The sequence below is a fragment of the Streptomyces sp. NPDC096136 genome, assembly GCF_044763325.1.
Lineage (GTDB): Bacteria > Actinomycetota > Actinomycetes > Streptomycetales > Streptomycetaceae > Streptomyces.
In genome coordinates this window covers 605739-623669 of sequence record NZ_JBIWFZ010000003.1, presented here as the reverse complement: position 1 = coordinate 623669, position 17931 = coordinate 605739, and the positions used below count along the sequence as shown (strand labels likewise).

Annotated in this window: 15 protein-coding genes; 5 read left to right on the top strand and 10 right to left on the bottom strand. The window is 75.2% G+C overall.

All coding sequences use genetic code 11. The features are described from left to right. Positions 1 to 251 precede the first annotated feature (251 nt). Positions 252 to 1409, top strand: a complete 1158-nt coding sequence (locus ACIRBY_RS09175) for an NlpC/P60 family protein (protein ID WP_403898185.1) — start codon at positions 252 to 254, stop codon at positions 1407 to 1409. Here the strand turns inward: ACIRBY_RS09175 and ACIRBY_RS09170 are convergent. The 5 genes from ACIRBY_RS09170 to ACIRBY_RS09150 are packed head-to-tail and all read right to left on the bottom strand — an operon-like array spanning position 1361 to position 7673. Further along, complete coding sequence (locus tag ACIRBY_RS09170; RefSeq protein WP_403898182.1) at positions 1361 to 2620, bottom strand: styrene monooxygenase/indole monooxygenase family protein; 1260 nt, start codon at positions 2618 to 2620, stop codon at positions 1361 to 1363. The genes ACIRBY_RS09175 and ACIRBY_RS09170 overlap by 49 nt on opposite strands. A 38-nt stretch (positions 2621 to 2658) precedes the next feature. Then, positions 2659 to 3300 carry a GTP-binding protein gene (locus ACIRBY_RS09165; RefSeq protein WP_403898179.1) on the bottom strand — a complete coding sequence of 214 codons (642 nt, stop codon included), beginning with the start codon at positions 3298 to 3300 and terminating at the stop codon, positions 2659 to 2661. Further along, a complete protein-coding gene (locus ACIRBY_RS09160) occupies positions 3281 to 3664 on the bottom strand; it encodes a DUF742 domain-containing protein (RefSeq protein ID WP_079429754.1) in 384 nt (127 codons plus the stop codon). The genes ACIRBY_RS09165 and ACIRBY_RS09160 overlap by 20 nt, the downstream gene beginning before the upstream one ends. Then, positions 3661 to 4137, bottom strand: a complete 477-nt coding sequence (locus tag ACIRBY_RS09155; protein ID WP_403898176.1) for a roadblock/LC7 domain-containing protein — start codon at positions 4135 to 4137, stop codon at positions 3661 to 3663. Before ACIRBY_RS09155 ends, ACIRBY_RS09160 begins: the two co-directional genes overlap by 4 nt. Next, positions 4134 to 7673 (bottom strand): nitrate- and nitrite sensing domain-containing protein, encoded by a 3540-nt coding sequence (locus tag ACIRBY_RS09150; RefSeq protein WP_403898173.1) that lies wholly within the window; start codon positions 7671 to 7673, stop codon positions 4134 to 4136. The genes ACIRBY_RS09155 and ACIRBY_RS09150 overlap by 4 nt, the downstream gene beginning before the upstream one ends. Positions 7674 to 8019: 346 nt before the next feature. Here ACIRBY_RS09150 and ACIRBY_RS09145 point away from each other — a divergent pair, with 346 nt between their 5' ends. Further along, positions 8020 to 8793 (top strand): hypothetical protein, encoded by a 774-nt coding sequence (locus tag ACIRBY_RS09145; protein ID WP_403898170.1) that lies wholly within the window; start codon positions 8020 to 8022, stop codon positions 8791 to 8793. Positions 8794 to 8839: 46 nt separating this feature from the next. Here ACIRBY_RS09145 and ACIRBY_RS09140 read toward each other — a convergent pair whose 3' ends face one another. From ACIRBY_RS09140 to ACIRBY_RS09120, 5 genes are all read right to left on the bottom strand, one after another. Beyond that, entirely contained in the window at positions 8840 to 9280 is a 441-nt protein-coding gene (locus tag ACIRBY_RS09140; protein WP_042818349.1) for a MarR family winged helix-turn-helix transcriptional regulator, read from the bottom strand. A 161-nt stretch (positions 9281 to 9441) separates the two neighbouring features. Next, entirely contained in the window at positions 9442 to 11838 is a 2397-nt protein-coding gene (gene lon, locus ACIRBY_RS09135; RefSeq protein WP_403898166.1) for an endopeptidase La, read from the bottom strand. A gap of 174 nt (positions 11839 to 12012) precedes the next feature. After that, on the bottom strand, positions 12013 to 12759 hold the full coding sequence (locus ACIRBY_RS09130; RefSeq protein ID WP_403898163.1) for a DUF4097 family beta strand repeat-containing protein: 747 nt from the start codon (positions 12757 to 12759) through the stop codon (positions 12013 to 12015). Positions 12760 to 12873: 114 nt separating this feature from the next. Then, on the bottom strand, positions 12874 to 13707 hold the full coding sequence (locus ACIRBY_RS09125; RefSeq protein ID WP_403898160.1) for a sulfurtransferase: 834 nt from the start codon (positions 13705 to 13707) through the stop codon (positions 12874 to 12876). An 85-nt stretch (positions 13708 to 13792) separates the two neighbouring features. Further along, positions 13793 to 15178, bottom strand: coding sequence for a hypothetical protein (locus ACIRBY_RS09120; protein ID WP_403898157.1), 1386 nt, complete (start codon positions 15176 to 15178; stop codon positions 13793 to 13795). Positions 15179 to 15268: 90 nt separating this feature from the next. Here ACIRBY_RS09120 and ACIRBY_RS09115 point away from each other — a divergent pair, with 90 nt between their 5' ends. From ACIRBY_RS09115 to ACIRBY_RS09105, 3 genes are all read left to right on the top strand, one after another. After that, positions 15269 to 15838 (top strand): hypothetical protein, encoded by a 570-nt coding sequence (locus ACIRBY_RS09115; RefSeq protein ID WP_403898154.1) that lies wholly within the window; start codon positions 15269 to 15271, stop codon positions 15836 to 15838. A gap of 123 nt (positions 15839 to 15961) precedes the next feature. Then, complete coding sequence (locus ACIRBY_RS09110; RefSeq protein ID WP_042820756.1) at positions 15962 to 16699, top strand: response regulator transcription factor; 738 nt, start codon at positions 15962 to 15964, stop codon at positions 16697 to 16699. Continuing rightward, positions 16696 to 17775 (top strand): ATP-binding protein, encoded by a 1080-nt coding sequence (locus ACIRBY_RS09105; RefSeq protein ID WP_403898151.1) that lies wholly within the window; start codon positions 16696 to 16698, stop codon positions 17773 to 17775. Before ACIRBY_RS09110 ends, ACIRBY_RS09105 begins: the two co-directional genes overlap by 4 nt. Positions 17776 to 17931: the final 156 nt, after the last annotated feature.

Sequence of the window (17931 nt, the reverse complement as noted above, 5' to 3'; positions counted from 1 at the left end):
GCCGTCACGACGCGGAAGGACGATGAGACTGGCGGGAACCCCCCAACCCTCTCTGAGACCGCCCAGCCGGGACCCCGCCCCCACCGACCCCGCCCGACTGTCACGGCACCGCACCGCACCGCCCCCACCCGCCCCACGAAGCCACCCCACCCCGCCCCCGCCCCCGTCCGGGTGACCCCGTCGCCCCCGCCGGGGGTGGTTCGGGGTCAGCGGGGTTCGCCGTGGCAGCATCAGGCCGCGGAGGTGATTACATGACAAAACGACTGTTGAGTACCGGCTGTCTCGCCGCCGCCCTCGCCGGCGTCCTCGTCGCCGCCGGGCCGCCGCCCGCCGCCCGGGCCGAGCCCGTCGGGGAGTTGCTCACGCGGCTCCAGGGGCTGTACCAGAAGGCCGAGGAGGCCGCCGAGACCTACAACGCCGCCGAAGTCGCCCTCAAGGCCCGGCAGGCGGAGGAACGGCGGCTCAGCTCCGACCTGGGCCGGGCGCGTTCGGCCCTCGACTCCGAGCGGGCCACCGCCGGGCGGCTCGCCCGGGAGCAGTACCAGGGGGCCCAGGGCGGCGGTCTCTCCCCCTACCTGCGGATGCTGCTCTCCGGCGATCCCGGCCAGGCCCTCGACCAGCGCCGCCTCGCCGCCCGTGAGGGGGCCCGTCGGGCCGGGGTCGTGGCGCGGCTGGAGCGGGACCGGAAGCAGGCGGGTGCGCTCGCCGACGCCGCGCGCAAGGCCCTCGACGCCCAGCAGGCCCTCGCGGCGCAGCAGAAGGAGGCCCGGCGGGACGTCACCGGCCGGCTCAAGGAGGTCGAGCGGCTGCTCGCCGCGCTGACCCCCGCCGAGCTCGCCGGGCTCGGCGCGCGGGAGGCGGCCGTCACCGCCGGGGCTCAGCGCTCCCTGCTGGACTCGGGCCGGCTGCCGGCCCGTACGACCCCGCCCACCGCCGCGGGCGACGCCGCGCTGCGCTACGCCACCGCCCAGATCGGCAAGCCGTACGTGTGGGGCGCCGAGGGCCCGGCCTCGTTCGACTGCTCCGGGCTGACCTCGCAGGCCTGGCAGCACGCCGGGCGGTCCATCCCGCGCACCAGCCAGGAGCAGTGGGCGCAGCTGCACCGGGTGCCGCTGGACCAGCTGCGTCCGGGGGACCTGGTGGTCTACTTCCCCAAGGCCACGCACGTGGCCCTGTACATCGGCGACGGCAAGGTGATCCAGGCCCCCCGCCCGGGAGCCAGGGTCAAGGTCTCCCCGATCGCGGCGAACCCGCTCCTGGGCGCGGTCCGCCCCGACCCGGACGGTACCCCCCTCGCCCGCTTCACCCCGCCGGCGCTGCCCGAGGGTGCGGCGGCGGTCGGCGCGGCGGACGACCGGGGCTACGACGCGGAGGCGGAGCCGGCCGCCTCCGCGACCTCGGCGAGGTAGTCCTCCGCGTCCTCGGGGTCGTAGAAGTACGCGTCGAAGTCGGCCGGGTTGTCGAAGCCGTTGGCGAATCGATCCGCCACCCGCTGGTGCTGCCCGGCCGCCCCGATCAGGTTGAGGACGTGCTCCGGCGGGGCGCCCAGCATGGCGTTGCTCCACTGGGTGACGGGCTTGCCCGTGGTGAACCAGTACTTGTCGAAGGTCGCCTTCATCCAGGCCTCGTCGAACGGCTTGTCGCCGTGCATGAGGATCGAGGACAGGTACGAGGCCGCGCACTTGGCGGCGGCGTTCGCCCCCTGGCCGGTGATCGGGTCGTTGGCGACGACCACGTCCGCCACGCCCAGCACCAGGCCGCCGCCCGGCAGCCGCCCGATCGGCTTGCGCACCACCGGCGCGTAGCGGCCGGCCAGGGTGCCGCCCGCGTCCGTCAGCTCGACCTTCGTGGCGCGGGAGTACTCCCACGGCACGTACTTCTCCATGAGCTCCAGCGTCAGCGCCAGGTGCTCGCCCGGGTCGTTCACCCCCCGGAAGACGTCCAGCGGGCCGCCCGGGAGGCCCTCCCAGAACAGGATGTCGGCCCGCCCCGACGTCGTCAGCGTCGGCATGACGAACAGTTCGCCGACGCCCGGGACGAGGTTGCAGCGCACGGCGTCGGTGTCCGGGTGCTCGGGGCGCGGCCCGAGCCCGTGCACGTAGGCGACGGCCAGCGCGCGCTGCGGGCTGTCGTACGGGGAGCGTGCGGCGTCCCGGCCGAACATGGAGACGAGCTCGCCCTTGCCGGCGGCGACGAGCACCAGCTCGTAGGCGCGCGAGAAGTAGTCCAGGTCGGCGACGGACGCGCCGTGGATGACGAGCTGGCCGCCGCGCTGCACGAACACGTCGAGCCAGCCGGCCATCTTCACGCGCTGGTCCACGGACTGCGCAAAGCCCTTGAGGTGCCCGAGCCAGTCGACGGCGCGGCCGCCGTCGGGGGCGGCGACGGAGACGCCGAGGCCCTGGATCCGGGGGGCCTGGCGCTCCCAGAAGTTCAGCTGGAGGTCGCGCTCGTGCCGGAGCGCGGAGTCGAACATGCACTGCGTGGACATGACCCGCCCGGTGCGGATCTCCTCCGCCGTCCGGTTGGACATGAGGGTGACCTCGTAGCCCTTCGCCTGGAGGCCGAGGGCGAGCTGGAGGCCGGACTGCCCGGCCCCCACGACAAGTATCCTGCGCATCTCACGTTCTCAATCTGGGCGGTACGGGCACTACACGGTCATGCGGGCGCGGCGTCCAGCGCGTGGCCCACCAGGGTGAGCAGGGACTCGACGACCGTCTCCCGGCGCCGCGCGTCCATGATCACGACGGGTACGTCCGGCGGGATGGTGAGCGCCTCCCGCACGTCCTCGGGCTCGTACTCCTTCGATCCCTCGAAGTGGTTGACGGCGACGGCGTACGGCAGCCCGCAGCTCTCGAAGTAGTCGAGGGCGGGGAAGCAGTCCCGCAGCCGGCGCGTGTCGGCGAGCACCAGGCCGCCGATGGCGCCGCGCACCAGGTCGTCCCACATGAACCAGAACCGCTCCTGGCCCGGGGTCCCGTAGACGTAGAGGACGAGGTCGTCGGCGAGGGTGATGCGGCCGAAGTCCATCGCGACGGTGGTCGTGTTCTTGTCCGGGGTCCCGGTCAGGTCGTCGGTGGGGACGCTGGCCTGGGTCATCACCGCCTCGGTGCGCAGCGGGGTGATCTCGGAGACGGAGGACACGAAGGTGGTCTTGCCGACGCCGAAGCCGCCCGCGACCAGCACCTTGACGGCGACGGGCGCGCGCGAGCGGTCGTACTGCCACGGCTGGACGGGTTCGTCGTCCAGCAGGAGCGCGGGGTCCTGAGCGGTGACGGCTTCAGAGACGGCGAAGGCCATCGAGCACCCTTTCCAGCAGCGCGCGGTCGGGGCGGCCGGTGCCGTGCCCGGTGCCGTAGACGCGGATCCGGCCCTGGTCGGCGAGGTCGCTGACGAGGACCCGGACCACGCCGAGCGGCAGCTTCAGCAGTGCGGATATCTCGGCGATGGTCCGCATTCGCCGGCACACCTCGACGATGGCCCGCATCTCGGGCATCCGGTCGGGCGTCTTGGCCGGACCGGCGTCCAGGGTGGCGACGAAGGTCTCCACCAGCAGGACCTGCGTGAAGCGGGTGCGGCCGCCCGTGAGGGAGTACGGGCGGACGCGGGCGGGGCGGCGGTCGGCTCCGCGTATCGGCAGCCGGTCGGAGGCCGGACTCCTCACGGGGTGTTCTCCATCGACTGGCGCAGCTCGCTGCGGACTTCGGGGGTCAGGACGTGGCCGGCACGGCCGACGAACAGGGCCATGTGGTAGGCGACGACGCCCATGTCGCAGTCGGGCGTGGCGTGCACGCCCAGCAGGGAGCCGTCACTGATCGACATGACGAAGACGGAGCCGTTCTCCATCGCCACCATCGTCTGCTTGACCGCGCCGAACTCCATCAGGGAGGCGGCGCCGGTGGTGAGGCTGCCGAGCCCGGACACGATGGTGGCGAGGTCGGCCGAGGCCCCGCGGGGGCCCTTGGGCCGGTCGCCCTTGCCCGACTCCGGCGCCGCCTCGGAGGAGAGCAGCAGCAGACCGTCCGAGGAGACCACGGCCACGGAGTTGACCCCGGGCACCTCCTCCACCAGGTCGGTCAGCAGCCACTGCAGGTTGCGGGCCTGGCTGCTCAGTCCGTACGTACTGGGCGCGGTCATGTGCGTGCCTCCTGTGCCGTGTCCCCCTGGTCGGTGTGTCCGTGTCCGTGGGCCTCCTGGGCCCCCGGACCCCCCGGGGTCTGCCGCTGGTCCTGCGCGAGTTCGGCGGCGACGACCCGGCGCCCGTCCTGGGCGCCCTGGTAGAACCCGCCGAGACGGCGACGCAGTTCCTCGGCGTCGACCCGGCGCGGCTCGGGGCGGGCCGCGGCGGGACGTCCGGCGCCGCCGCCGGGGGCGGCCACGGCGCGCGGGGTGCGCTTGGGGAGGCCCTTCGCGGTGACGGCCTCGGTGACGGGCTCGGGGTGGCTGCCCTGGCGGGGGACGAAGCCGTCCCCGGCGTCGGGCGCCCGCCGGTGCCCGCCCTGGTCGGGGTCGGCCGCCGGTGTGCGGCGCGGCAGTCTCGCCTTGCGTACGGGGCCTCCGGGCGCGGTGCCCGGCCCCCCGGCGGGGTCGCCCGCCGCGGAGGCGCCGGCGCCGGCCGTGAAGACCTGGTCGGCCGGGGGCAGCTGCGCGTCCTCGAAGGCGGCGGCCGACGGGGCGTTGCGGGCGGGCCGGTCCGCGGCGACGGCGTCCGCGGCCTCCGGGTCGGCCGGGTGCGGTGCGGCGTCCGCGTCCCGGTCGGCGACGGCGGCCTTCTTCGTGAAGGCACTCTCCCCGAAGGCCTCGGCCACGAGGTCCGCGGCGGCGAAGGATCCGGTGTCGTCGGAGTCGGCGTCGTCATCGTCATTGGAGTCGAAGCCGACGGCCCCGGACCCGGCGGAGTCGGCCTCGACGTCGTCGGACCCGGCGGTCTCCGGCTCGGCGGCGTCGGACGCAGCGCTCTCGGACCCGGCGGCATCGAACGCAGCGGTCCCGTCCTCAACGTCGTCGGCCTCGGCGGCAGCGTCCTCGGCGGTGCCCGGCTCGGCGGCGTCGGCAGCGGCAGCCCCGGACGTGGCGGCGTCGGGCCCGGCACCCTCAGCCCCGGCAGCGCCGGATGCAATCGCGTCGACCTCGGCGGCGGCCCCGGCAGCGCCCGCCTCAACGGCGTCGGACGCGGCGGCGGCGGACTCAGCGCCCTCAGCCTCAACGGCGTCGCCCTCGACGGCAACGTCCCCGGCGGGCCCCGGCTCGGCGGCGTCGGCCGCGGCCCCCGCAGACGCGGCGTCGGACCCGGCGCCCTCGGCCACGACAGCACCGGACTCAACAGCGCCGGCCTCGGCCTCAACGGCCCCGGCAGCCCCGGACGTAGCGGCGTCGGACCCGGCAGCACCGGCCTCAGCGGCGTCGGCATCGGCATCGGCATCGGCGGCAACGTCCCCCGCGGGCTCCGGCTCGAAGGCCTCGGCCAGGGGGACCACCTTGGCGGTCTCCTCGGGGGCCGGTGCGTCGGCCGTGGCCGGGCGCAGCCGGGGCGGGAGGGTGTGCTCGTTGGCCTCGGCGATCACGCCGGGCAGCTGGAGCGCGGGCACGCCGGAGGAGCCCAGGCTGTGGACCGGGGTGGCCGGCGGGGCGTCCGGCAGCAGCGAGCCGGGGATGACGACGACGGCCTCGGTGCCGCCGTGGGCGGCGGTGCGCAGCTCGGCGGTGACGCCGTGGCGCGCCGCGAGGCGTCCGGCGACGTACAGGCCGAGGCCCAGGCCGTGCTCGGCCTCGGGCTCGTCGTCGTAGGCCTCGGGGGAGGCGAGGCGGGAGTTCAGGGAGGCGAGCCGGTCCCCGGTGACGCCGATGCCCTCGTCGACGACGGACAGCACCACGTCGCCGGCGTCGGTGATCCGGCCGGAGACCTTCACCTTGGCGTCCGGCGGGGAGAAGGTGGTGGCGTTCTCCAGGAGCTCGGCGACGACGTGCGAGATGTCGTCGGCGGCGTGCCCGGCGATCTGCGTGTAGGAGGGCAGGGTGGTCAGGTCGACGCGCTCGTAGCGCTCGATCTCGCTGACGGCGGCGCGCATGACGTCGACCAGCGGCACCGGCAGGTTCTGCCCGTGGCCGTGTTCCTGGCCGGCGAGGACCAGCAGGTTCTCGTTGTGGCGGCGCATGACCGTGGCGAGGTGGTCCAGCTTGAAGAGGGTGGCGAGCCGGTCCGGGTCGCCTTCCTTGGACTCCAGCTCCTCGATGACCGCGAGCTGGCGCTCGACGAGGCCGAGGGTGCGCAGCGAGAGGGAGACCGAGGTGGTCGACATGACGCGACGGTGCTCCTCCAGCCCCGCGCGCAGTTCCGCCAGTTCCTTCTCCAGGGCCTTGCGGCCGGCGGCGGTCTCCGTCTTGAGGGCCTCGCGGCCGGAGGTGAGGGCCTCGTTGCGGCCGATGAGCCGGCGCCGGTCGGCGTCGAGTCCGGCGACCTTGGTGTGGAGGGCGACGGTCTGCTCGCGGACCGCGTTGAGGTGGCGGACGACCTCGGCGAACTCGTCGTTGCGGCCGGTGAAGCGCACCGGCTCCTGGGCGCCCTCGGGGGTCGCCAGCCGTTCGGCGCCGCGGCGCAGTACGGACAGGGGCCGGGTCAGGGAGCGGGCGACGGCGGTGGAGAAGCCGACGACGAACAGGAAGAGGACGCCGAGTCCGGCGACCATCAGCTCCAGGCGGGTCACGTCGTCGTCGCGCAGGGTGGCGAGGGCGGTGGCCCGCTGCCCGGCGAGGGTGGCCTCGACGGAGCGCATGCGGTCGAGGCGGGCGGTCAGCGCGGCGGCGAGGGCGGCCGGGTCGGTGGCCTTGCGTTCGGCGGGGGTCAGCGTGGGCCGCTCGGTGAGCCGCTTGAGCTGGTCCTCGGCGCTCTTGACCTCGGGGCCGGTGACGGTGGCGGCGAGGGTCTGGCGGACGTCGGGGCGCGCGGCGCGCGTGAAGTCGTCGAGGGCGGCCTGCTCGCGTACGCGGGAGCGCTGCGCGGCGGCGCTGAGCTCGTCGGCGACGGCGTTGCCCGGGGCCTGTTCGGCGCGGGGGACGGCCAGCGCGGCGAGCAGCAGCCCGCGGGTGGCGGAGGCCTGGTCCACGGCCTGGCTCAGCGGGGCCATGGGGCGGGTGAAGGCGAGGGCGGCGTCGGCGCGGGGCGGGGTGAGCTCGGCGAGCCGGTCGCCGGGCGCGAGGAGTTCGGTGAGGACGCCGGCGTAGGCCTGCTGGGCGGCCACGGCGGTGCCCTTGCCGTCGACGGCCTCGGCGCGGGCGGCCTTGATGTGGCCGAGGGCGCGGGCGAGGTCCTCGTCGGCCTCCGGGCGGAGTTCGGCGAGCTGCCGGTCGGTGCGCGCGGTGCGCTCGTCGACGGGGGCCTTGGCGTTGCCGGGGCGGCCCTTGGCCACGTACTCGACGACGGCGTCGCGCTCGTCGCCCAGGAGGTGGACGAGGGTGAGGGCGTGCTGTGTCTGCTCGGCGAGGGTGACGAGTCGCTGGGAGTCGTCCAGTTCCCTGGTGGCGGAGACGACGGCGGGGGTGCCGGCCGCGAGGACGGTGAGTCCGGCGACTGCTACTCCGACGACCAGCCTGCTGCGGACGCGTACGCGTCGTCCTGCGTTGGCGGGTCCGTCGGCGCTGGCGGTGCCGTTCTTCCGAGACCGCTTCTTCTGCACCGGTGCTCGCAATCCTGTACGTGAGGTCGTGCTCGTCTACTCGTGTGGCCGAGGTAACGGCCGGTCAACAAGTAAACGCCCCCTGCCCCCTCGTACCGCCTCAGACCTTCGCAGTGTGTTGGGAGGAGAGCCGCACATCGCCCACCCGGCCACTCGAAGGAGTGAACATCACGGAGGAGTGGCCGACCAACTCGGGCACGGCGTGCCAGGGGCCCTCCTTGGACGGGTGGTTGAAGGTCGGGGCGGGCTTTGGCAATATGCCCGCCCACACTTACCGGCAGTACCGGTTCCGGTATTGGTACGTACCTTCCCGGCGCCAAAGGGCCCCGGTGGGCAGAATGTCCCCATGCGCATCGACCTCGCCTCGGCCCCCGGAAGTGCGGAACGCCCCAACGAGGACTGGGTGTCGGCGTCGACACCTGCGGCGGGAGGGGGTGTTGTGGTCGTCCTGGACGGGGTCACTCCGCCGCGCGGGGACGACGGGTGCGCGCACGGAGTGCCCTGGTTCACCACCCGGCTGGGCGGCCGATTGACCGAACTGTCCGGATCGCGGCGGGACATGCCACTCGACCGGATCCTGGCGCGGGCCATCGAGGACACGGCCGACACGCACCGCGACACCTGTGACCTTTCTCACGTCCGCACCCCGCAGGCGACGGTGGTGATGGCGCGCTGGGACGCGGCCTGCGTGGAACACCTCGTGCTGTCGGACTCCGTGCTCCTGCTGCGGGCGCCGGGCGGCGGGGTCACCGCGGTGCTCGACGACCGGCTGGACCGGATCCCGCAGGGGGTGCGCGGCTCGGTGGCGGCGACGGACGCGCTGCGCAACGCCGAGGGCGGGTTCTTCACGGCCGCCGCGGACCCGTCGGTGGCGGCGCGGGCGGTCACCGGGCGCACCCCGCGCGACCGGGTGGGGGCGCTGGCCGCGCTGACGGACGGGGCGAGCCGGTGGACGGACACGTTCGGGGAGGGCGACTGGGCGGCCTGTCTGGACGTGCTGCGCGAGGAGGGGGCGCGGGGGCTGATCGGGCGGGTCCGGGCCATCGAGTCCGATCCGCTGCGGCCGCCGGCCCGCCACAAGCGGCACGACGACGCCTCGGCGGTCTACGCGGAGCTGTGAGGCGGCGCTCCGGCCGGGTGCTGCTCCTCGCCGGAGTTCCCGGGTGCTACTCCTCGCCGGAGTTCAGCTGGTTCAGCAGCCGGGCCAGCTCGGCGACCTCGCCGCGGTCCCAGTCGGCCAGCTTGCGCATGTACTGCTCGCGCCGGGCCCCCCGTACGCGCAGGAACCGCTCCCGGCCCTCGTCGGTGAGGCCGACCAGGAAGGCGCGGCCGTCGGCGGGGTCCGGCTCGCGGGCGACCAGGCCCAGGAGCTCCAGGGCGCGCAGCTGCCGGCTCATGGTGGCCTTGCCGACGCCGAAGTAGGCGGCCAGCTCGGTGGCCCGCTGGCGGCCGGCGGCCTCCAGCCGGACGAGCAGCCCGTACGCGGCGGGCTCCAGCTCCGGGTGCAGGGCGCGTGCCATCTCGCCCGAGGAGGCGCGGGCGCGCCGAAGGAAGACGGACAGCTCCCGCTCCAGAGCGAGGAACTCCTGGTCTTCACTGCCGTGCACGTGCCGCTCCCATCGGTGATGGGGGTGCGAACCCGGCACCCCTGTACGGGTCCAGTATTTCGCAGGTGGTGCGCCGCGGGCCCGGGGCCCCGCCTGGGGTCCCCCCGGACGGAGTCCGGGGGGAGCGGGGTCCCGGGCCCGCGGTGACGCCGCGCCGCCGGTCAGGCGGCCTTGGTGAAGGACACGACGGCCGGGGCGAGGGCGAGCTCCAGCACCTGGCGCACGTCGGTCACCGGGTGTACCTCCAGCCGCTCCAGCACCTCGCTGGGGACGTCGTCGAGGTCGGCCTCGTTGCGCTTCGGGATGATCACGGTGGTCAGCCCGGCCCGGTGCGCGGCGAGCAGCTTCTGCTTGACCCCGCCGATGGGCAGCACCCGCCCGGTCAGCGAGACCTCGCCGGTCATGGCCACGTCCGTGCGGACCTGGCGGCCGGAGAGCAGGGAGGCCAACGCGGTGGTCATGGTGATGCCCGCGCTCGGCCCGTCCTTGGGGACGGCTCCCGCCGGGAAGTGGATGTGCACGCCCCGGTCCTTCAGGTCGGCGACCGGGAGCTCCAGCTCCGCGCCGTGCGAGCGCAGGAAGCTGAGCGCGATCTGCGCCGACTCCTTCATCACGTCGCCCAGCTGCCCGGTCAGGGTCAGCCCGGCGGCCCCCGTCTCGGGGTCGGCCAGGGAGGCCTCGACGAAGAGCACGTCGCCGCCGGCGCCGGTCACGGCGAGGCCGGTGGCCACGCCCGGGACCGCCGTGCGCCGCTCCGCCGGGTCCTGGGCGGACTCCGGCACGTGGTGCGGGCGCCCGATCAGGCCGCGCAGCTCGCCCGCGCCGATGGAGAACGGGAACTCCCGCTCGCCCAGCTCGTGCTGCGAGGCGACCTTGCGCAGCAGCCGCGCGATGGACCGCTCCAGGGTGCGCACGCCCGCCTCGCGGGTGTACTCCCCCGCGAGCTTGCGCAGGGCGTCCTCCTCCAGGACCACCTCGTCCGCGGCGAGGCCGGCGCGCTCCAGCTGGCGGGGCAGCAGGTGGTCGCGGGCGATGACGACCTTCTCGTCCTCGGTGTAGCCGTCGAGGCGCACCAGCTCCATGCGGTCGGCCAGGGCCTCCGGGATGGCCTCCAGCACGTTCGCGGTGGCCAGGAAGACCACGTCGCTCAGATCGAGCTCGACCTCCAGGTAGTGGTCGCGGAAGGTGTGGTTCTGCGCCGGGTCCAGTACCTCCAGCAGGGCCGCGGCGGGGTCGCCGCGGAAGTCGGAGCCGACCTTGTCGATCTCGTCGAGGAGGACGACCGGGTTCATGGACCCGGCCTCCTTGATCGCCCGTACGATCCGGCCCGGCAGGGCTCCGACGTAGGTGCGGCGGTGGCCGCGGATCTCGGCCTCGTCCCGGACGCCGCCGAGGGCGACGCGGACGAACGTGCGGCCCATGGCGTGGGCCACGCTCTCCCCGAGGGAGGTCTTGCCGACTCCGGGGGGCCCGACCAGCGCGAGCACGGCGCCGCCGCGCCGCCCGCCGATGACGCCCATCCCGCGCTCGCCGCGCCGCTTGCGCACGGCGAGGTACTCGGTGATGCGGTCCTTGACGTCGTCCAGCCCGGCGTGCTCGGCGTCGAGCACGGCCCGCGCCCCGCGGATGTCGTAGCCGTCCTCGCTGCGCTCGTTCCAGGGCAGCTCCAGGACGGTGTCCAGCCAGGTGCGGATCCAGGAGCCCTCGGGGCTCTGGTCGCTGGAGCGCTCCAGCTTGTCGACCTCCTTGAGGGCGGCCTCGCGCACCTTCTCGGGCAGGTCGGCGGCCTCGACGCGGGCGCGGTAGTCGTCGGACTCCTCGCCCTCCTTCTCCCCGCCCAGCTCGCGCAGCTCCTTGCGGACGGCCTCCAGCTGGCGGCGCAGCAGGAACTCGCGCTGCTGCTTCTCGACGCCGTCCTGGACGTCCTTGGCGATGGACTCGGCGACGTCCTGCTCGGCGAGGTGGTCGCCGAGCGCCTTGACGGCGAGCCGCAGCCGGGCGACGGGGTCGACGGTCTCCAGCAGTTCGACCTTCTGGGCCACGGTCAGGAACGGCGAGTACCCGGAGTTGTCGGCGAGCGCGGACACCCCCTCGATCTGCTGCACCCGGTCCACGACCTGCCAGGCGCCGCGCTTCTTGAGCCAGCTGGTGGCGAGGGCCTTGTACTCCTTGACGAGCTCGGCGACCGATCCGGGCAGCGGGTCGGGCACCTTCTCCTCGACGGTCTCCCCCTCGACCCAGAGCGCCGCTCCGGGCCCGGTGGTCCCGGCGCCGATCCGGACGCGTCCGCGCCCGCGGATCAGCGCCCCTGGATCGCCGTCGGAGAGCCGCCCGACCTGCTCGACGGTCCCCAGCACGCCGATCCCGGCGTACTTCCCGTCGACCCGTGGCACGAGCAGCACCCGGGGCTTCCCGCTGCCCCGCGCGGCCTGCGCGGCCTCGACGGCCGCGCGCACCTCGGCATCGGACAGGTCCAGCGGGACGACCATCCCGGGCAGCACGACCTCGTCGTCGAGCGGCAGCACGGGCAGGGTGAGCGTTGCGGACGTCGAAGCCATGATCTTCCCTCCGGCAGTGAAGTTGAGCTATGCCGACTCAATGCTTCTGCGCCCGGCAATGTTCCCCAACTGGCGTTCGCCGGGGGCGAACAGCTGCGCCGGCCCCGTCGACGAGCCCGCCCGCCGATCGGGGTGGGGACGTCGACGCCGTCCGCGACGAGGAGGGGGCGCCGGTCAGGAGGCGCCGACGCGGATGTCGCCCGAGCTGGTGCGCACCTTGATGCCCGACGGCGCGCCGGGGGTGTCGGCCAGGGAGAGGTGGCGGGTCCCGGAGGACGTGTCGGTGGACAGCGCGTAGGGGCCCTGCGGGGCCGTCACGCCGACGTCGCCGGAGCTGGTGGTGACGGACACCGAGGCGGGGGGCTTGGCGAAGGCGGCCTCGACGTCCCCGGAGCTGGCCCGGAACTCGGCCTCGGCCCCTTGCAGGCCGGCGGCGGTGATCCGCCCGGAGGAGGTGCGGACCTTCACCGGGCCGGTGATCCCCTCGGCGCGGACGTCTCCGGAGGAGGAGGTCAGGTCGGCCCGGGCGACGCCCTTGACCGTGATGTCGCCGCTGCTGCTCTCGACCCGTACGCGGGCCGCCGCCGGCACCTCCAGGCGGTAGTCGATCCAGCAGTCGTCCCCGCAGCCGTCGCTGAAGGTCAGCACCCCGCCCGAGACCCGCTGCCCGGGCGCGGGCGCCTCGGCGCCCCGGTAGTGGACGACCCGGTGGACGGCGACCCCGGGGCCGGAGCCCGGGGCCACCTCGACGTCACCGCTGCGGACGCCCGTCAGCTCCACCGCCGTGACCGCCTCGGTGACGGTGGCGTCGGCGTCGGCGGTCTTCGCCGGGCCCACCCCCGTCAGGGCGCAGCCGGACAGCAGGAGGGCGGCCCCGAGGGCCGTGACGACGAGGCGGGTTGACGTGGTGTGAGGTGCCATGCCCAGGAGTCTGCCCAGCGGACGGCCCGGTTTCGCGGGTGCAGGCATCCGAACCGGGGTGGAGTTAACCCCACCCCCGCCTCGCCCCGCACCGCCCCCGCGGCGACGCGCCGCTCAGCCCCCGCTCGCCACCGGCCGGTCCGAGGGCGTGCCCCACTCGCTCCAGGAGCCGTCGTACACCGCGGTCCGCCCGTATCCGGCCAGGGTCGCCCCCAGCGCGAGGACGCAGGCCGTGACGCCGGAGCCGCAGCTGAAGTAGAGCCGTTCCCGTCCCGGCGCCAACGCCTCGAAGGCCGCACGGAGTTCGCCGGGCGGGCGCATCAGGCCCCGCGGCCCCTGGAGTTCGCCGAACGGCAGGTTGAGCGCGCCCGGCATGTGGCCGCCGCGCAGCCCCGGCCGGGGCTCGGGGGCGGTGCCGGCGAAGCGCTCCCGGGTGCGGGCGTCGAGCACGGCGGCGTCCGGGTCGGCGAGCGCCCCGGCGACGGTGTCGGCGTCCACGAGCAGCCCGGGGCGGGGCCGGGCGGTGAAGGAGCCGCGCGGGCCGTCGTACGCCGCCGGGGCGGCCTCGACGGGCAGCCCGGCCGCGGTCCAGGCCGGCAGTCCGCCGTCGAGCACGGCGGCGCGGTCGAAGCCCATGGCGCGCAGCATCCACCAGGCGCGGGCGCTGGAGTAGATCCCTGCGGCGTCGTACACGACCACGGTGTCGGTGTCGTCGACCCCGAGCGCCCGCAGGGCCTCCTCGAACGCGGCGGCCGCCGGCATGGTGTGCGGGGCGGGGGCGGTGTGGTCGGAGAGGCCGCCGTCCAGGTCGAAGGGACGGGCCCCGGGGATCCTCGCGGGCGCGCCCCGGTGCGCCCCGACGGAGGCGTCGAACACCACGACCCGGCCGAGGTGTGCGGCGAGCCGGTCGGCGGTGACCAGGGGTCCGGGTATCGGGGGTACGGGCATGCGGGGCCTCCGGGGCGGCGTCGGGCACGGGTCTGCCGCCCATCCTGGCGCACTCGCGCGGCCGGCGGGGCCCTCTCGCCCCGGCTCAGCCGCACGCGCCGCGCCGGGCGTACACCGCCACCCTCGCTCCTCTGACCTCCGTCACCGAGCAGCGGTCGAACGAGGCGGCCAGGGTGTCGCGCTTGACCGCCTCCGCCGGGTACGGGTCCAGCGGCTGGTCCGCGGGGTCCAGCAGGGCCACCACCCGGGCGGAGTCCAGCAGGGCCCGCCGGATCCGGTCCGGGGGGAGCTCCGTGCCGTGGAGGGTGTGCGAGGCGGCCGGGGCGACGGCCAGGGCCACGTCGCGCAGCCCCGCGTACACCCGCGGCGAGGACAGCAGCCACTCCCGCCGCCGCGAGGGCAGGAACAGCACCGCGTCCCCCGGGCGGCCCTCCTGCCGGACCACCGCCGCGACGGCGAGGACGTCGTCCCTGCGGCTCTCGGGGGTCCGCAGCCACGCCGACCACACCGCCGCCGGCACCAGCAGCAGGGCCGCCGCCGGCCAGGGCGCCCACCCCCGCAGCCGGGCCGCCCGCACCCCCGCCGGCCGCGCCCCCGCGAGCAGGGCGAGCCCGACCAGGGCGTACAGGACGTACCGGTCGACGTACCAGGGGTGCACCAGCGAGACCGCCATCAGCAGCCCCGGCGGCAGCAGGGCCAGCGGCACGGCCACCCGGACGAGTGGCGGCGCGGCGCCCGGGCCGCGGGCCAGCAGGAGCACGGCCGCCGCCAGCACCCCGTACGCCGCCCAGTCCTGCCAGCCGGGCCGCCCCAGCCAGCCCAGCTGCCGGCCCGCCTGCCCCGCGCCCACCACAGCCAGGGGCAGCAGCCCGGCGGCGACCGCCCCGGCCGCCCACCTCCAGCCCCGCGCCCGCCAGGCGCAGCAGCCGTGCGCGAGCAGCGCCAGCGCGGCGAACCCGTGCAGCCAGCAGCCGGCCAGCAGCACCACCGCGTAGGCGGCCCACCACCGCCGCAGCATCAGGTACGTGGCCCAGGCCACGGCCGCCGCGACCAGGGCGTACGAGCGCCCTTCCTGCCCGTACATCTGCACCGGCGGGAGCAGGACGTAGACGGTGCCGGCCGCCAGCGCGGCCCGCGGCCCCGCCAGCCGGTGCGCCGCGGCCGCCACGCCCCCGGCGGCGAGGGCCGTCCCCGCCACGGACGGCAGCCGCAGCGCCCACAGGCCCGGGCCGCCGGCGTCCCCCGGGAGGGGGAACGCCGCGAACACGGCGTGCATCACCCCGTAGTACAGCCCGTGCACCGCGTCGACCTGCCCGAGCAGGTCCGGGAGCTGCCCGGCCGGCCGGTGCGCGACCTGCCAGGTGGTGGATTCGTCGCGCCACATGCTGCCGGGGCCCGGTCCCCGCTCCAGCCCCCACAGGCCGAGGAGGAGGACGGCGAGCAGCGGCGGGAACCAGCGCCAGGGGGCCATGCGGTGGATGACGTCCTCCGGGGTGCTTTCCGTAGCGGTTCGGGGCCTCCATACTCGGGGGCGGTACCGGTGACCCGCTGGAGGTGGCGCGTGCGAGCGATGCGAGCGGCCGGGGCCGCGGCGGCGGTGCTGCTGGCCGCGGTGTCCCTGGCGGGGTGCGGCCACGACGGCTCCCCGGGCGGCCCCGCGCCGGCGGGGGCCACGGCACCCGCCCCGACGGCACCGGCGGCGACCGCCCCGGGGTCCACGCCCACGGCCCCGCCCGCCCCCCGCCCGACGGCGACCGCCCCCGGCACCGCGCGGCCCTCCGCCGACCCGTCCACCGAGAGCCTGCTGCGCGTCACCCGCAGCGGCGGTTTCGCGGGCCGGACCCGCACCCTGCTCGTCAACGGCGACGGCTCCTGGACCCTCCTGGGCGAGCAGGACGAGGACCTGCGCAAGGGCCGTCTCGCCCCGGGGGAACTGGAGGAGCTGCGCACCGCGCTGCGCGAGGCGGACTTCGCGCACCTGCCCCGCACCGCGACCGCAGATCCGCCGGTCTACGACGGGTTCACGTACTCCTTCGTCCACGGCGGATCCGAGGTGGCGGCCGACCAGACGGCACTGCCGCCGGCCCTCTCCCGGGTGCTCGCGGCCCTCCCCGGATTCGACTCCGCCTGAGGAATCCGGGATGAATCTCTGATTCCGCATGCCGTCCGGTCCTGTCCGAACCCTCCATGGCCGCAGCCCGGTGCCTCCTCTACGCTGCACCCCAGCCATCACGCGGATCATCAGGGGCGGGACATGGAACAGACACACACCCACAACGGCGCCGCGGCCACCCCAGGTGCCCAGCGGCGCGTGCTGGTGGTCGAGGACGACCGCACCATCGCCGACGCCATCGCGGCCCGGCTGCGTGCCGAGGGCTTCCAGGTGCAGACGGCCTACGACGGCCCGGCCGCCGTCGCGTCGGCCGAGAGCTGGCTGCCCGAGCTGCTGGTGCTGGACGTCATGCTGCCCGGCTTCGACGGGCTGGAGGTGTGCCGGCGGGTGCAGGCGCAGCGGCCGGTCCCGGTGCTGATGCTGACGGCCCGGGACGACGAGACCGACATGCTGGTCGGCCTGGGGGTCGGGGCGGACGACTACATGACGAAGCCGTTCTCCATGCGCGAGCTGGCCGCGCGGGTGCACGTGCTGCTGCGCCGGGTGGAACGGGCCACCCAGGCCGCTACCGCCCCGCGCGGGGCGACCCTGCGGCTGGGGGACCTGGAGATCGACCACGCCCAGCGCCGGGTGCGGGTGCAGGCGGAGGACGTGCACCTGACGCCGACCGAGTTCGACCTGCTGGTGTGCCTGGCGGGGACCCCGCGGGCGGTGCTGTCGCGGGAGCAGCTGCTGGCGGAGGTGTGGGACTGGGCCGACGCGTCGGGCACCCGGACCGTCGACAGCCACATCAAGGCCCTGCGCCGGAAGATCGGCGCGGAGCGGATCCGCACGGTCCACGGCGTCGGGTACGCCCTGGAGACCCCGGCGCAGGCGTGAGCGGCGGGCGCCCCGACGGGGGGCTCCGGCCGTTCTCGCCGTTCTCGATCAAGACCAAGCTGGGCACGCTCGTCGTGGTCTCGGTGTTCATCACCACCGGGCTGCTGATGGTGGCGCTGCGCACGGACACGGAGCTGCGGTTCATCACGGTCTTCTCGGTGATCGCCTCGATGCTGATCACCCAGTTCGTGGCGCACGGCCTGACGGCGCCGCTGGACGAGATGACGACGGTCGCCCGGGCCATCTCGCACGGGGACTACACCCGCCGGGTGAGCGGGGCGGGGCGCCGGGACGAGCTGGGCGATCTGGCCTCGACGATCAACCGGATGGCCGGCGATCTGGAGGCCGAGGACAGGCACCGTCGAGAGCTGGTCGCGAACGTCTCGCACGAGCTCCGCACTCCGATCGCGGGGCTGCGGGCCGTGCTGGAGAACGTGGTGGACGGGGTCTCGGAGGCCGATCCGGAGACCATGCGGACGATGCTGAAGCAGGCGGAGCGGCTCGGCCGGCTGGTGGAGACGCTGCTGGACCTGTCGCGGGTGGACAACGGGGTGGTGCCGCTGAAGGCGCGCCGCTTCGAGGTGTGGCCGTACCTGTCGGGGGTGCTGAAGGAGTCGGGGCTGGCGGCCGCGGGGCGCCCTGGCCTGTCTTCCGGTTCGGGTGGGCACACCCGCAACGACGTGCACCTCCATCTGGACGTGCATCCTCCGGAGCTGACCGCGTACGCGGACGCGGAGCGGCTGCACCAGGTGGTGGCGAACCTGATCGACAACGCCGTCAAGCACAGTCCGGCGCACGGCCGGGTCACGGTCCGGGCGCGGTCGGGCGACACGCCCGGGAGCCTGGCCCTGGAGGTCGTGGACGAGGGGCCGGGGATTCCGGAGGCGGAGCGGCACCGGGTCTTCGAGCGGTTCAACCGGGGCTCGGCGGGCGGCGGCGACGGGGGCACCGGGCTGGGGCTGGCGATCGCCCGCTGGGCCGTCGGCCTGCACGGAGGGGAGATCCGCGTGGCCGAATCGTCACGTGGTTGCCGAATCCTTGTCACCCTTCCGGGCAGCTCGCCGGTGCTGTCTTGACGTAGGGTTCGAGTGGGAAGGACATGATCTCGGCCACACGTGCCCGAGGTCGTCAGGGGTGCGAGGCCATGGGGGTCGCAACCTGGCTGCCGCCTACCCGAACCACGCTTGTTTCCCGCCATTCCACGTGGCGAAACCCGCCGTTCGGTGTGACCT

Excerpts from the sequence above, each read along its gene's own strand:
- ACIRBY_RS09125 (WP_403898160.1), bottom strand. The coding sequence starts at position 13,707 with ATGCCCGTACCCCCGATACCCGGACCCCTGGTCACCGCCGACCGGCTC.
- ACIRBY_RS09170 (WP_403898182.1), bottom strand. The coding sequence starts at position 2,620 with ATGCGCAGGATACTTGTCGTGGGGGCCGGGCAGTCCGGCCTCCAGCTC.
- ACIRBY_RS09130 (WP_403898163.1), bottom strand. The coding sequence starts at position 12,759 with ATGGCACCTCACACCACGTCAACCCGCCTCGTCGTCACGGCCCTCGGG.
- lon (WP_403898166.1), bottom strand. The coding sequence starts at position 11,838 with ATGGCTTCGACGTCCGCAACGCTCACCCTGCCCGTGCTGCCGCTCGAC.
- ACIRBY_RS09120 (WP_403898157.1), bottom strand. The coding sequence starts at position 15,178 with ATGGCCCCCTGGCGCTGGTTCCCGCCGCTGCTCGCCGTCCTCCTCCTC.
- ACIRBY_RS09110 (WP_042820756.1), top strand. The coding sequence starts at position 15,962 with ATGGAACAGACACACACCCACAACGGCGCCGCGGCCACCCCAGGTGCC.
- ACIRBY_RS09155 (WP_403898176.1), bottom strand. The coding sequence starts at position 4,137 with ATGACCGCGCCCAGTACGTACGGACTGAGCAGCCAGGCCCGCAACCTG.
- ACIRBY_RS09175 (WP_403898185.1), top strand. The coding sequence starts at position 252 with ATGACAAAACGACTGTTGAGTACCGGCTGTCTCGCCGCCGCCCTCGCC.
- ACIRBY_RS09145 (WP_403898170.1), top strand. The coding sequence starts at position 8,020 with ATGCGCATCGACCTCGCCTCGGCCCCCGGAAGTGCGGAACGCCCCAAC.
- ACIRBY_RS09165 (WP_403898179.1), bottom strand. The coding sequence starts at position 3,300 with ATGGCCTTCGCCGTCTCTGAAGCCGTCACCGCTCAGGACCCCGCGCTC.